At 67.3% G+C, this 12721-nt stretch carries 14 protein-coding genes; 7 read left to right on the forward strand and 7 right to left on the reverse strand.

The window, feature by feature from the left end:
* Positions 1-9: 9 nt before the first annotated feature.
* Complete coding sequence (gene aspS / locus ACESMO_RS01870; protein WP_372706481.1) at positions 10-1803, forward strand: aspartate--tRNA ligase; 1794 nt, start codon at positions 10-12, stop codon at positions 1801-1803.
* A 32-nt stretch (positions 1804-1835) separates the two neighbouring features.
* Here aspS and ACESMO_RS01875 read toward each other — a convergent pair whose 3' ends face one another.
* The 3 genes from ACESMO_RS01875 to ACESMO_RS01885 all read right to left on the reverse strand — a co-directional run bounded on the left by ACESMO_RS01875 (position 1836) and on the right by ACESMO_RS01885 (position 5761).
* Positions 1836-2756: a pentapeptide repeat-containing protein gene (locus ACESMO_RS01875; RefSeq protein WP_372706482.1), complete on the reverse strand. Its 921-nt coding sequence runs from the start codon at positions 2754-2756 to the stop codon at positions 1836-1838.
* A gap of 75 nt (positions 2757-2831) precedes the next feature.
* Positions 2832-3293, reverse strand: a complete 462-nt coding sequence (locus ACESMO_RS01880) for a pentapeptide repeat-containing protein (protein WP_372706483.1) — start codon at positions 3291-3293, stop codon at positions 2832-2834.
* Positions 3294-3358: 65 nt separating this feature from the next.
* Positions 3359-5761, reverse strand: coding sequence for a TSCPD domain-containing protein (locus ACESMO_RS01885; protein ID WP_372706484.1), 2403 nt, complete (start codon positions 5759-5761; stop codon positions 3359-3361).
* A gap of 206 nt (positions 5762-5967) precedes the next feature.
* Here ACESMO_RS01885 and ACESMO_RS01890 point away from each other — a divergent pair, with 206 nt between their 5' ends.
* Complete coding sequence (locus ACESMO_RS01890) at positions 5968-6360, forward strand: NADH:ubiquinone oxidoreductase subunit NDUFA12 (RefSeq protein WP_372706485.1); 393 nt, start codon at positions 5968-5970, stop codon at positions 6358-6360.
* On the forward strand, positions 6357-7016 hold the full coding sequence (locus tag ACESMO_RS01895) for a DUF2155 domain-containing protein (RefSeq protein WP_372706486.1): 660 nt from the start codon (positions 6357-6359) through the stop codon (positions 7014-7016). The genes ACESMO_RS01890 and ACESMO_RS01895 overlap by 4 nt, the downstream gene beginning before the upstream one ends.
* Here ACESMO_RS01895 and aat read toward each other — a convergent pair.
* The 4 genes from aat to aroQ all read right to left on the reverse strand — a co-directional run bounded on the left by aat (position 6983) and on the right by aroQ (position 10037).
* Positions 6983-7588: a leucyl/phenylalanyl-tRNA--protein transferase gene (gene aat / locus ACESMO_RS01900; protein ID WP_372706552.1), complete on the reverse strand. Its 606-nt coding sequence runs from the start codon at positions 7586-7588 to the stop codon at positions 6983-6985. The two genes, ACESMO_RS01895 and aat, sit on opposite strands and share 34 nt — an antisense overlap.
* A gap of 95 nt (positions 7589-7683) precedes the next feature.
* Positions 7684-9036: an acetyl-CoA carboxylase biotin carboxylase subunit gene (gene accC, locus ACESMO_RS01905; RefSeq protein WP_372706487.1), complete on the reverse strand. Its 1353-nt coding sequence runs from the start codon at positions 9034-9036 to the stop codon at positions 7684-7686.
* 4 nt (positions 9037-9040) lie between these two features.
* Entirely contained in the window at positions 9041-9544 is a 504-nt protein-coding gene (gene accB / locus ACESMO_RS01910) for an acetyl-CoA carboxylase biotin carboxyl carrier protein (protein ID WP_372706488.1), read from the reverse strand.
* A gap of 16 nt (positions 9545-9560) precedes the next feature.
* Positions 9561-10037, reverse strand: a complete 477-nt coding sequence (gene aroQ / locus ACESMO_RS01915) for a type II 3-dehydroquinate dehydratase (RefSeq protein WP_372706489.1) — start codon at positions 10035-10037, stop codon at positions 9561-9563.
* Positions 10038-10230: 193 nt separating this feature from the next.
* Between aroQ and ACESMO_RS01920 the strand changes: the two genes are divergently transcribed.
* The 4 genes from ACESMO_RS01920 (at position 10231) to ACESMO_RS01935 (ending at position 12691) form a co-directional block, all read left to right on the forward strand.
* Positions 10231-11082, forward strand: a complete 852-nt coding sequence (locus tag ACESMO_RS01920; RefSeq protein ID WP_372706490.1) for an ion transporter — start codon at positions 10231-10233, stop codon at positions 11080-11082.
* 52 nt (positions 11083-11134) lie between these two features.
* A complete protein-coding gene (gene thiS, locus ACESMO_RS01925; RefSeq protein ID WP_372706491.1) occupies positions 11135-11335 on the forward strand; it encodes a sulfur carrier protein ThiS in 201 nt (66 codons plus the stop codon).
* A gap of 70 nt (positions 11336-11405) precedes the next feature.
* Positions 11406-11627 carry a hypothetical protein gene (locus ACESMO_RS01930; RefSeq protein WP_372706492.1) on the forward strand — a complete coding sequence of 74 codons (222 nt, stop codon included), beginning with the start codon at positions 11406-11408 and terminating at the stop codon, positions 11625-11627.
* A gap of 14 nt (positions 11628-11641) precedes the next feature.
* Positions 11642-12691, forward strand: coding sequence for an SPFH domain-containing protein (locus ACESMO_RS01935; RefSeq protein WP_372706493.1), 1050 nt, complete (start codon positions 11642-11644; stop codon positions 12689-12691).
* Positions 12692-12721 lie beyond the last annotated feature (30 nt).

Consider the following 12721-nt stretch of genomic DNA (forward strand, 5'->3'; position numbering starts at 1 on the left):
GAACCGCCCATGCATGCCTACCGCTCCCACACCTGCGGCGCCCTGCGTTTGACCGATGCAGGCTCGAACGTCCGACTGTCCGGCTGGGTGCACCGCAAACGCGACCACGGCGGCCTGTTGTTCATCGACCTGCGCGATCACTACGGCCTGACCCAGCTGGTGCTGCACCCCGAGACGCCGGGCTTCGAGGCTGTCGAACGTTTGCGCGCCGAGAGCGTGATCAAGATCGACGGCGAGGTCGTGGCCCGTTCCGCCGACACGAAGAACGCCAACCTGCCGACCGGCGAGATCGAGATCCGCGTCAAAGCCGTCGAAGTCCTGTCGGAAGCCGCCGAACTGCCGCTGCCGGTCTTCGGCGAGCCGGAGTATCCCGAAGAAATCAGGCTCAAGCACCGCTACCTCGATCTGCGCCGCGAGACCCTGCACAAGAACATCGTCCTGCGCTCGCGGGTGATCTCCTCGATCCGCCAGCGCATGGTCGGCCAGGGCTTCCTCGAGTACCAGACGCCGATCCTGACGGCCTCTTCGCCCGAGGGCGCGCGCGACTTTCTGGTGCCGTCGCGCCTGCACCCCGGCAAATTCTACGCCCTGCCGCAGGCTCCGCAGCAGTTCAAGCAGCTGCTGATGGTCTCGGGCTTCGACCGCTATTTCCAGATCGCCCCCTGTTTCCGCGACGAGGACCTGCGCGCGGACCGCTCGCTGGAGTTCTACCAGCTCGACGTCGAGATGAGCTTCGTCACCCAGGAGGATGTGTTCGCCGCGATCGAGCCCGTCATGCACGGCGTGTTCGAGGAGTTCGCCGACGGCAAGACGGTCGATCCCTACCCCTTCGTCCGCATTCCCTACCGGGAGAGCATCTCGAGATACGGCACCGACAAGCCGGACCTGCGCAATCCGATCGAGATGCAGGACGTCAGCGCGCATTTCCGCGACGGCGGGTTCGGCCTGTTCGCAAAGATCCTGGGCGCTGATCCCAAGAATGCCATCTGGGCTATTCCCGCGCCGAGCGGCGGCTCGCGCGCCTTCTGTGACCGTATGAACTCCTGGGCCCAGGGCGAGGGCCAACCGGGCCTCGGCTACGTGTTCTGGCGTGCCGCCGACGACCAGAACCTGGAAGGCCCGGGCGGTCCGATCGCCAAAAACCTCGGTGACGAAAAGACGGCGGCCATCGCGGCGCAACTGGGTCTGAAGACCGGTGACTCGGCCTTCTTCGTCGCCGGCGACCCGTCCGTCTTCTACAAATTCGCCGGCAACGCCCGCACCAAACTGGGCCAGGACCTGAACCTGATCTCGGACGACGAGTTCAAATTCTGCTGGATCGTCGACTTCCCGATGTTCGAATGGTCCGAGGAAGAGAAGAAGGTCGACTTCTCGCACAACCCCTTCTCGATGCCGCAGGGCGAGATGGAGGCTCTGCAGACGCAGGACCCGCTGACCATCCTCGCCTATCAGTACGACATCGTGTGCAACGGCTATGAGCTGTGCTCCGGCGCGATCCGGAACCACAAGGCCGAGATTATGCTCAAGGCCTTCGAGATCGCCGGCTATGACGCCTCGGTGGTCGAGGACCAATTCGGCGGCATGCTCAACGCCTTCCGCTATGGTGCGCCGCCGCACGGCGGTCTGGCCCCCGGCATCGACCGCATCGTCATGCTGCTGGCCAACCAGACGGCCATCCGCGAGGTCATCGCCTTCCCGTTGAACCAGCAGGGACAGGATCTGCTGATGAACGCCCCGGCTGAAGCGGCCGAGCGTCAGTACAAGGAACTGCACATCCGCCCTGCATTGCCCCTCAAGGGGTAGCGGTCGGGGGGATTGGGTCCGACGGTCAGGGCTCAGTTGCCGGCGATGACCAGATTTCGGCCGCGCGGCGGCCGCGGGGGAGCTGGCGGCGCGGGCGGGACTGGGCCGAGGCGAATGACACTCACGCCCCGGCAGGTTCGCGCGGTGAGGCCGCCGGGCAGTCGGGTCGAGGCGTCGCCGCAGGCCCGTCCGATCTGCTCCTGCGACAGGCCGCGCGCGCCGCTCAGGTCGGTTCCGCGCACGTCCGTGCGGTTCATCCCTGCCCCGCGGAAGTCCGCTCCGGCGAAGCTGCCGCCCGTCAGACGCGCGCCGTTGAGCGTGGCGTCGCGGAAGGAGGCCGAGCGGAAGTCGCCGTTGGACAGGTTGGACATCGAGACTTCGCTGTCCGAGAAATCGGCCGAGCGGGCGTTGACGTTGGCCAGGGTTACGGCGGTCAGGTCGGCGTCGCTCAGATCCGCGCTGGCCAGCACCGCGCCGTTCAGGTTCGCGCCAACCAGCTCCGCGCCCGACAGATCGGCGCTGCTGAAGCGAACGCGCACCAGGGTCGCGCCCGTGGCGTCGACGCCGGACAGGCTGGCGCTGGTGAAATTGGCACCGGTGAAATTGCCGCCGACCATCTCGGCGCCGTCCATATTGGCGCGCGAGAAGTCGCTGCCCGAGAAATTCGAACCGATCAGCTCCGCCCCGCGCAGGTCGGCCCCGACCAGGGTAGCATTGGTGAAGCTGGCGCCGTGAAAGGCGGCACCGGTCAGGTCGCGGCCCGACAGCTCGCAGCGATTGCAGGAGCCGCCCAGCGAGATCATGCGGGCGACGTCGCGGTCCTGATAGCCGTATTGGAAGGAGACGTCGCCGGCCACGGCGGGCGCGCCGGACGCGAGGGTGGCCAAGGCGGCGCCGAGCGCCAAGGCGGCGGCAGGGCGGCGACGGATCGGGGTCGTGCAGAACTTGGTCACGACCCGCTCATGCCTCCAAATGCCCGTCGTCCCTACTTAAATCGCGGTAAGGTCGGCAGGCGCGATCATGGCTTTTCAGCAGCAAGGAATGAACAGACCGCCGGGCAGGCGCGTCGCTTCGTCGCCGCAGGCCTGGTTCAGGCGACCCTGGGTCAGTCCACTCGCGCGCACCAGGGACGCGCCCGAGAGATTGGCTCCGGTCAGGATGGCTCCCGAGAAGTCGACGCCTTCAAGATAGGCCCCGACGAAGCTGGAGCTGGAGAAGACGCCACCGTAGGCCTCGACGTCGCGCAGGTCGGCGTTGGAGAAGCGGGCCCGGTTCATCGTCGTCACGCTGAGGTCCGCCTGCCGCAACCGCGCGCCAGAAAGATTCAGGCCGCGCGCCTCCATCCCGGACAGGTCGGCTTGGAACAGATTGCAGCCGGCGCAGCTCGAGCCGCCGCGCCCGAGCGAAATCTGGCCCGCGTTCTGGGCGGTGGCCGGCAGGGCGGCCGCGAGAACCGCGAAAGCGAGGGCCATGGTCAGGACGGGTCTCATGGCGATGCGCTCGCTGTCTCGACCGTTCCCGGCAAGACGAAGGCATTCTGGAGAGCAATCCTTGACTAACCCTGCATCGAAGGCGCGGCCCCGCAGGTGTCGCAGATCCAGCCCGCGCCTCTCTGTTGCAGCGAGAAATCCCCGCACGCCGGGCAGGCGACCGCCTCGCTGGCCCCCAGAGTCGGCGCGGCCTGTTCCCGCTTCTGGCCGAAGGGCAGGACGACGAGATTGTCCGGCGCGGCGCCTCGGGCGAACCCCTTGGAGATGAAGCGTGCGGCGGGAACCGTCCCGGGCAAGCCGTCCTCGCCCTTTCCCGCCCCCAGTCCGTCGGCGTTCAGACCCTCCGGATCGACGTTGGCCAGCTCGTGGCGGTCCAGATAGGACACGCCCAGTTCGCGGAAGATGTAGTCGAGGATCGACGTCGCCGAGCGGATCGAGTCGTTGCCGGTGACGCGTCCGGCGGGCTCGAAGCGGGTGAAGACGAAGGCGTCCACGAACTCGTCCAGCGGCACGCCGTATTGCAGACCGATCGAGATGGCGATGGCGAAATTGTTCATCAGCGAGCGGAAGGCGGCCCCTTCCTTGTGCATGTCGATGAAAATCTCTCCGAGCTCGCCGTCGTCGTACTCGCCGGTGTGGAGATAGACTTTGTGCCCGCCGACGGCCGCCTTCTGGATATAGCCCTTGCGGCGATCGGGCAGTTTGCGGCGGGTGCGGTCGCGCTCGACGACCTTTTCCACCACGCGCTCGACCGGTTTGGCGTCCGGCTCCCACCGGCGTTCACGCGACGGCTCGACATCCGGAAGGTCAAGCAAAGGGCCGCACGGGGCCTGATATCGCTGCAGGCGCGCAGCGAGCCGACCGTCACGCGACGCGTCGCTCAGCGCCCGCGCGGCCTGACCGGTCGTGGCCTGCCACGGCAGAGGCCGCGCCGCGACGTCGGGAACGGCGCTGAAGGCTTCCAGCAGCTGGCGAATCCCGGCCTCGAAAGCGGTGGGCTCAGTCAGGGCATGCAGCAGGTTTTCCGGCGCGTTCTTCCAGGCAGACAGGTCTCCATACCCGAACGCCCATGTCGTGGCCGCGTCGATCTCCGTGGAATCGAACGCCAGCCGCGCCAGCAGTTCGGTTTCACCCTCCTCGACGCCCAGCACGTCGCGCAGGAAGCCGGGGTCCAGCACCGGCGCGCGCAAGCAGTCCTCCAGCCGTTCGACGTGGCCGAGCGCGTTTTCCACGCTCTCCAGTTCCAGATCGGTGAAGCCCCGACCCCGCAAGGTGGCATGATCGACGCCCGGAGCGTCGACGAGCGTGCGCCGCCCGAACAGATGGCGCTCGGCGTCGTCGACGTCGCCGCCCTTGCCCAGGATCGCTTGCGCGAATGAAGGCCGCAGGCGACGCGCCACCCCGCCGTCCGCCGTCTGCCAGGTCTCGACGGCCGAGAACGGCGAGAGACCCAGCCTGAGATCGGCCTCCGCGTCATCCACGAACAGGCCGACGGCGACGTCCTCCGCCGCTTCCCGCACAATCATCGCCACGCGCTCGACGAAGCCGGAGACGTCGTCGTGCAAAACGGCGAGATCGGCCAGACCGCCTAGGCCGATCACGACGAGTCCGGTCCGACGGCCGGCGAGGGCGCGGCTCCAGAGGCGCACAAGATCGGCCAGGGCGACGTCGAAGGCGTCTCCGGCCACGGCCGCGAGCGCAGGCAGGGACAGTACAGCGGCCGCCGAACGGGACGCGGTCTGGATGACCTCCGCCGTCTCCCGGGCAAAGGTCAGGATCAGGTCGCCGTCGATCGCTCCGGCCGCGGCGGTCAGCGCCTCCGGTGCGCCCGAAGCGATCAGGGCGCGGTCGGCCAGGGCGACGACGGGCAGCGCGGCAGGCGCCGGCAGGGGCGCAGTGGCGAACGAGTCTCCGGCGATGGCGCGCAGGATGTCCGCATCCTTCGCGCCGGCTTTTCGCGCGGACAGGGCGGCGCGGGCGAGGGCGGGATTGCGGGACGGATCGGCGCAATCCCCTTGCGGGCCTTCGCAACGCGATACGGCGTCCGTGACCCCGGCCAAGGCGTCGGAGGCGGCCTCGACGGCCGCGGACGCGAGCCGTTCAGCACGCCGGCGGGCCATGACGGCCTCAAGCGCCCGGACCGCGCCCGGATCGGACAGGTCGAGGATGCCGGACAGCGTGCCGCTCGTCCGGGCGGGCGTCGCGATTCCCAGGATCAGCGTCGCAGCCAGATGCGTGGCCTCGACCTGCGACAGGCCTAGGCGCGAGCTCCACGACGCCGCCATCTGACCCAGCGGATCATCACCGGCGCACTCGAGGCCGAGATCGTCGGTGAGGTCCAGCCAAGCCTCGATCTGGGCGTCCGTCCAAGACTCCGGCGCGGCCACGACCGCGACGTGGTCGGCGCGTTCGATCTCGCGGTCGGGTCGGGGCGTCAGAGCGGCGAGGGAGGCGAAGGAAAAGCGCATGCGGTGGTCTCGGCGTGGCCGGTAGGCCAGCCTAACGGCGGTCGCGGGTTCTCTGCAATAAATCTGGAGTGTCCGGGGTGGGTTACCCCCAAGATGTTGAGGGCAACACCGTCGTGAGAGCGCTGGACTGAGTGCTGCGAGGTTTCTATGATCGGGTCCGACGCGCGGACTCGCTCCGCGATCCCGAAACGACTGGATTTCCCCACGTGTTAGGCAAGATCTTCGGCTGGACCAGCGGGGCGACGCTCGGCACTCTTTTCACCATCGCCAAGCGCGGGGAACTCGTCGGCACCGACGAGTTCGGCAACCGCTATTACCAGTCGCGCGACACCAAAAGCTATGACGGACGCCGTCGCCGTTGGGTGGTCTACAACGGCTATGCCGACGCGTCGAAGGTGCCGCCGGACTGGCACGGATGGATGCACTACACCTACGACGAACTGCCGACCGAGCACCCGCTTCCGCGGCGAGCCTGGGAGCAGGACCACCTGCCCAACCTGACCGGCACGCCCATGGCCTGGCGTCCACAGGGTTCGCTGTCCGGCGAGGGCAAGCGCCCGCCCGCGACCGGCGACTACGAAGCCTGGCGTCCGGAATGAACCGCAAGGGGCCCATCGTCGCGGGGGCGGCCGCGATGGCGCTGCTGGCGTCGGGCGCCGTCGTTGCGTCGGCGCTGAACGACCTGCCGCAGGACGCCGTGCCGATCCCCAATCCGACGGCCGGACTGAACACCCAGCCGGCGACGCCACCCGAGCCCGCACCGGAGGCGGCTCCGGCTCCGGCCGCGCCGATCGCCATCACGCCCGTGGGACCGACCATTCCGGCCGCAGTGGATCCCGTCGTCGGCGACGATGCGGTGGTCGCAGAGGAAGACGCCGGGGTCGCGGAGAAAGCGGTGGTGAAGGCCGAGGCGCCGGTCGCGCCCTCGCGCCGCCAGCGTGGTCGCGTCGCCATCATCGAGGCCGTGGACAAGATCACCGGCGTGCCGATGCGGTTTGAGGTCGAGGTCGACGGCCGTCCGGTGCGTTTCCAGAGGTCGCTGATCATCAAGGCCCGCGCCTGCGAGGTGTCGGCCTCGGATGAGCAGGTCGGCGATGCGATTGCCTATCTTGAAGTCAGCGTGCAGCCGCGGGGCGTGATCCGCGCCGCCGAGCCGCGGCAGATCTTCAGGGGCTGGATGTTCGCCTCGTCACCGGCCGTCAGCGGCTTGCAGCACCCGATCTATGACGCCTGGGTCGTCGGCTGCAAGGCATAGAAGATGGCCTCGGCCCCGGTCATCGGTTCGAACAGGGATCGCGCGTTCGGGCGTAACGCGCGAACGGACTTCAGCACTTTCAGATAGGTGGCCTGAGGCGTTGCGACGGCGCCGAACTGGCTGAGATGTTCAGTCTGGAACTGGGCGTCCAGCAGCCGCCAGCCGCCTCGCTTCAGCCGCGCCACAAGATGCACCAGGGCGACCTTGGACGCGTCGCGTTCGCGGCTGAACATGCTCTCGCCGAAGAAGGCCCCGCCCAAGGTGACGCCGTACAGGCCGCCGACCAGCCGCTCGTCCCGCCAGCACTCGATGCTGTGGGCCTGACCGCGCGCGTTCAGCTCGAGATACAGGCGACGGATCGGGCCGTTGATCCAGGTGTCCTCGCGTCCCGTGGTCGAGGCGGCGCAGGCGTCGAGAACCGCGCCGAAGGCGGTGTCGACGCGAATCTGAAAGGGATCGCCGCGCGTGGTCCGCTTCAGGCGGGTCGGGATGTGAAAGCCATCCAGCGGAATGACGCCCCGCTGCTCCGGCTCGACCAGGAAGATGCGGGGATCGTCGCGGGCCTCGCCCATGGGGAAGACGCCGGTCGCATAGCAGTTCAGCAGTTCATCGGGCCCGAAGGTGCCGAAAGGGTTGCTGGCGCTGAAGCCTTGGTCTTCCACCGGGTCTAGGCTGCGCCCTTCCGGCGTTTGGCCCAGTTCTCCAGCCAGTGAATGTCGTAGTCGCCGGACAGGATATCCGGCTCCTGCAGAAGTTTCTGGAAGAGGGGAATGGTGGTGTCGATGCCGCCGATGACCATCTCGTTCAGGCTGCGTTTGAGACGGGCGATGCACTCCTCGCGGTCGCGGCCGTGGACGATCAGCTTGCCGATCAGGCTGTCGTAATAGGGCGGGATCGAATAGCCGGCGTAGATTGCGCTATCCAGCCGCACGCCCAGGCCGCCCGGGGCGTGGAAGTCGGTGATGGTGCCGGGCGAAGGGGTGAAGGTTTCGGCGTTTTCGGCGTTGATCCGGCATTCGATGGCATGGCCGTTGAAGGTCACGTCCGACTGCTCGAACGACAGCGGCAGGCCGGCGGCGATGCGGATCTGCTCGCGAACCAGATCGACGCCGGTGATCATTTCCGTAACCGGATGCTCGACTTGCAGGCGGGTATTCATTTCGATGAAGAAGAACTCGCCGTCCTCCCACAGGAATTCGATGGTGCCGACGCCGAGGTAGCCGATGCTGGCGATTGCCTTGTTGACCGTCTCGCCGATGGCGACCCGTTCAGCCGCCGACAGGGCGGGCGAGGGGGCCTCTTCCATGATCTTCTGGTGGCGGCGTTGCAGCGAGCAGTCGCGCTCGCCCAGATGAACGACGTTGCCGTGGCTGTCGGCGATGACCTGAAGCTCGATGTGGCGCGGCTTCTGGAGGTAGCGCTCCATGTAGACGGCGCCGTTGCCGAAGGCGGCGGTGGCCTCGGACTGGGCCGTCTGGACGGCCTCGACCAGATCATCAGCGGTCAGGGCGACCTTCATACCGCGTCCGCCGCCGCCGGCGGCCGCTTTCACGATCAGGGGGAACCCGATGTCCTTCGACGCCGCGATGGCGTCCTCGATGGTCTCGACCTCACCGGCCGAGCCGGGCACGCAGGGGATACCCGCCTCCAGCACCGTCTGTTTGGCGGCGATCTTGTCGCCCATGACCCGGATGTGCTCGGGCTTGGGTCCGATGAAGGTCATGCCGTGGGCTTCGACAATCTCGGCGAAACGGGCGTTCTCGGACAGGAAGCCATAGCCGGGGTGGATCGCCTGGGCCCCGGTGATCTCGGCGGCGGCGATGATCGAGGGGATGTTGAGATAGGATTTGGCCGCCGGGGCCGGGCCGATGCAGACGCTCTCGTCGGCCAGCCGAACCCACATGGCGCCGCGGTCCGCCTCGGAATGAACGGCGACGGTGGAGATGCCCATCTCCTTGCACGCGCGATGGATGCGCAGGGCGATTTCGCCGCGGTTGGCGATCAGAACTTTCGTGAACACGGGCTCAGGCTTCCAGCAGGACGAGCGGCTCGCCGAACTCGACCGGTTGGGCGTCGCCGACCAGGATTTCCTTCACGACGCCGTCGCGGGGGGACTGGATCGGATTCATCGTCTTCATGGCCTCGATGATCAGCAGGGTCTGGCCCTTCTTGACCGTGTCGCCGGCCTGAGCGAACGGCGCCGCTTCGGGCGAGGCCTGCAGATAGACGGTGCCGACCATCGGCGATTTCACCTCTTCGCCCTGTTTGGCGACGATGGTGGCGGGGTCGGACGGCATGGACACCGGCGCGGCTGCGGCAGGCGCGGGGGCATGGACGACGGGAGCCGGGGCGTACTGGACCGGGGCCGCCATGGTAATCTCGCGAGCCACGCGGATCTTCAGATCGCCGCGCTCGACCTCGATCTCGGTCAGGTCGGTGTCGTTCAGGATGTCGGCGAGGCCGCGCACGAGGGCGGTGTCAATGTCGTCGCTCTTGAGCCTGGGCGCGGGCGTTTTGGGATCGGCCATCGGTCTTTGTGCCTCTTTACGTCGTCGTGTTCGAACGGCCCGCGGTCTGGCTGCGTTCCCGCGCCAGCTTCAGGGCGGCCTTGACGGCCAGTTCGTAGCTGAATGAGCCGAAGCCCGAAACCACGCCCGCCGCGACGGGCGAGACATAGGAGCGATGCCGGAAACGCTCGCGCGCGGCCGGGTTCGACAGATGGCATTCGACGATCGGGATCGTCAGGGTCTTCAGTGCGTCCAGCAGGGCCACCGAGGTGTGGCCGTAGCCGGCCGGGTTGATGACGAGGGCGGAGGCCTGTTCGCGGGCCTCATGCACCCGGTCGATCAACTCGCCCTCGTGGTTGGTCTGGTGGAAGACCACGGCGACCGTCCCGGCGGCAAGTTCGCACAGCGCCTTCACGTCGGCCAGCGTCTCATGGCCATAGATGTCGGGTTCGCGGACCCCAAGCAGGTTGAGGTTCGGGCCGTTCAGGACATAGAGGACGGTTTGATCGGGCATGCGCTCGAGGATGATGCGGCTTCGCGCCGGAATCGGACGGGCCTTTTAGCTGAGGCGTGGCGGTAATCAAACCGAACGCTTGCAAGATTGACCTAAGGGCATCGGACGGAATGTCCAAACGCTCGCGTCATGCATCTGGCGCTCGTCGCGGGATTGCGGCAAGGGGCGCGCTGCAAAGCCTGTGGAGACTGCCTTGGAACGGCTCAGACAGCTGGTGACGTCGCCCCGCACCGAGCGGTTCATCCTCGCCCTGATCATTCTCAATGCGATCACCCTCGGTCTCGAGACCAGTCCCTGGGTGATGGCGCGGTTCGGGTCGGTGCTGGGGTGGTTCGACAAGGCGGTGCTGGCGATCTTCGTGGTAGAGGTGGTCGCCCGGATCGCGGTGCACCGCGCGGCCTTCTTCCGGGACCCGTGGAGCCTGTTCGACTTCACCATTGTGGCCATTGCGCTGGTTCCAACCTCCGGTGCCTTCTCGGTGCTGCGCGCGCTGCGCATCCTGCGGGTGCTGCGGATGATCACCCTGGTGCCGTCGCTGCGCCGGGTGGTCGGGGCGCTGATCAGCGCCCTGCCGGGGATGGGGTCGATTACCCTGCTGCTCGGGCTGATCTTCTATGTGGCCTCGGTCATGGCCACCAAGCTGTTCGGCGGCGACTTCCCGCAGTGGTTCGGCTCGATCCCGGCCTCGGCCTATTCCCTGTTCCAGATCATGACGCTGGAGAGCTGGTCGATGGGAATCGTGCGGCCGGTTATGGAGGTCCACCCCTACGCCTGGATGTTCTTCGTGCCCTTCATCCTGTGCACGACCTTCACCATGCTCAACCTGTTCATCGGCATCGTCGTCAACGCCATGCAGAGCGAGCATGAGGAAGAGGCCAAGGCCGAGCGGCACAAGCTGGAGGTTGACCTGCGCCGGGCCAGCGATGAGCGCCAGCAGGTCCATGCCGAGGAAATGGCCGACATGGCCGCCCTGCGCGGCGAGATCGCCGAGCTGAGGCGGGCGATCGGTGATCTGGCCTCCAGCCTGCCGGCGCGGGGTGGCTAGGCGCGCCTGTGGCGGTGTAGAAGGCGGCTCCCCCGCTTCAGAGGACGGTTGCTTGCCCCGGATTCAAGTCAATGGCGAATCGCGCGCGGTCTCGGCGGTCACCATCCTGGCGCTGGTCGAGGAGCTCGGGCTGGACGTCCGCAAGGTGGCGGTCGAGCGTAATCTTGAGATCGTGCCGAGGTCGCTGCATGGGGCGACGGCGCTGGCCGAGGGTGACCGGATCGAGCTGGTGCAGTTCGTCGGCGGGGGGTGAGTGTCGATCGTCGCCAAAAGTCTTTGTCTAAAGCCTTGCCGTGAACTGTCATGGAACCTTACAGAGGGTCATGGACCGCGAGATCAAAACCGCTCTGGGAGTCGCCGCCGGCATCGCCGGGCTGGCGATTGCCTTCATATTTCTGATCCGGTACGTCGTTCCGGCGGTGCTGGAGGCGCCTTTCTCCGGCAGTCTGATCACGGCGTCGGTGCTGGGTATCGCGGGCATTCTGGTGCTGGTCTGGGCCGGTTCGTGCCTGTGGGCCTGGGCCGTCAATTCATTGAAGCGTTGAGGAGCGGATAGCGGATGTCGAATTTCGGGTCGAATATGTCGAACATCAAACTGCCGATCGGCGGCGGGGGCGGATCGCCGCAGCGGGTGATTTCCCTCGTCACTTTGATCGGCCTGCTGATTGTCATCGGGACGATCTCGGTGAGCTCCTGCAGCGTGACGGTCGAGAGCGGCTTCATGGGGATCAAGACCACCAAATTCGGCCCCAACCCCGGTGTCCAGCGCACGGAGCTGGGCCCCGGCTTCCACTGGGAAGGCATTGGCGAGAAGATTCGCACCTATCAGACGCTGCAGCGGACCTACAGCTATACCCGTGAAGCCAACGCCGACGGCGGCACCAACGAAGAGATCACCTTCTCCGACGTTCTCGGCCTGCCGATGACGGCGGACGTGGCCCTGACCTTCCGTGTCCAAGAGGATAAGGCGGCTGACCTGTTCGCGACGTGGCGGCAGGAGTTCGACGCCTTCATCGACGGGCCGCTGCGGACCTCGGTGCGCGCCGCAATCGCGCGGGAGACCGAAAAGCTGCCGGTCGCCTGCAACGCCCAGCAGTCGGCGACGCCGAACACCCAGCCGATCGCGCCCGGCGCGCCCGTGGCGACCCCGGGCACGCCCGACGCTGAAGACTGCCCGGGCCAGCTGATCGGTCCCGGACGCCAGATCGTGCTGCAAAGAGCGATGCAGGCGCTGCAACGCGAATGGACGCCGCAGGGGCTGGAGATCATCCGCATGGAGTGGGTCGGGTCGATCCGTTATCCGGAGACGGTGCTGGCGGCGATCCAGTCGCGCACCACCGCAGAGCAGAACACCCGCGCCGCCCTGGAGCGGGTCAATCTGGAGCGGGCCAACGCCGAGGCGCAGATCGCCCAGGCGCGGGGTCAGGCCGAGGCCAACCGGCTGCTGGCCGAATCGATCCGGTCGAACCCGGAAGTGGTGCGGCTGCGCGAGATCGAGCGGACCCTGGGCATCTGTCCGCTGAGCGCCGATACCTGCGTGGTGGGGTCGGATATCAACATCTCGGCCCTGGTCGCGGCGCGGGACGGGCGGGCGGCGGCGGGTCGATAAGGCTCGCGAGGGGCTTCGACTTGAGGGGCT

Source organism: Brevundimonas sp. (assembly GCF_041688735.1).
In the GTDB taxonomy this organism is placed as follows: Bacteria; Pseudomonadota; Alphaproteobacteria; order Caulobacterales; family Caulobacteraceae; genus Brevundimonas.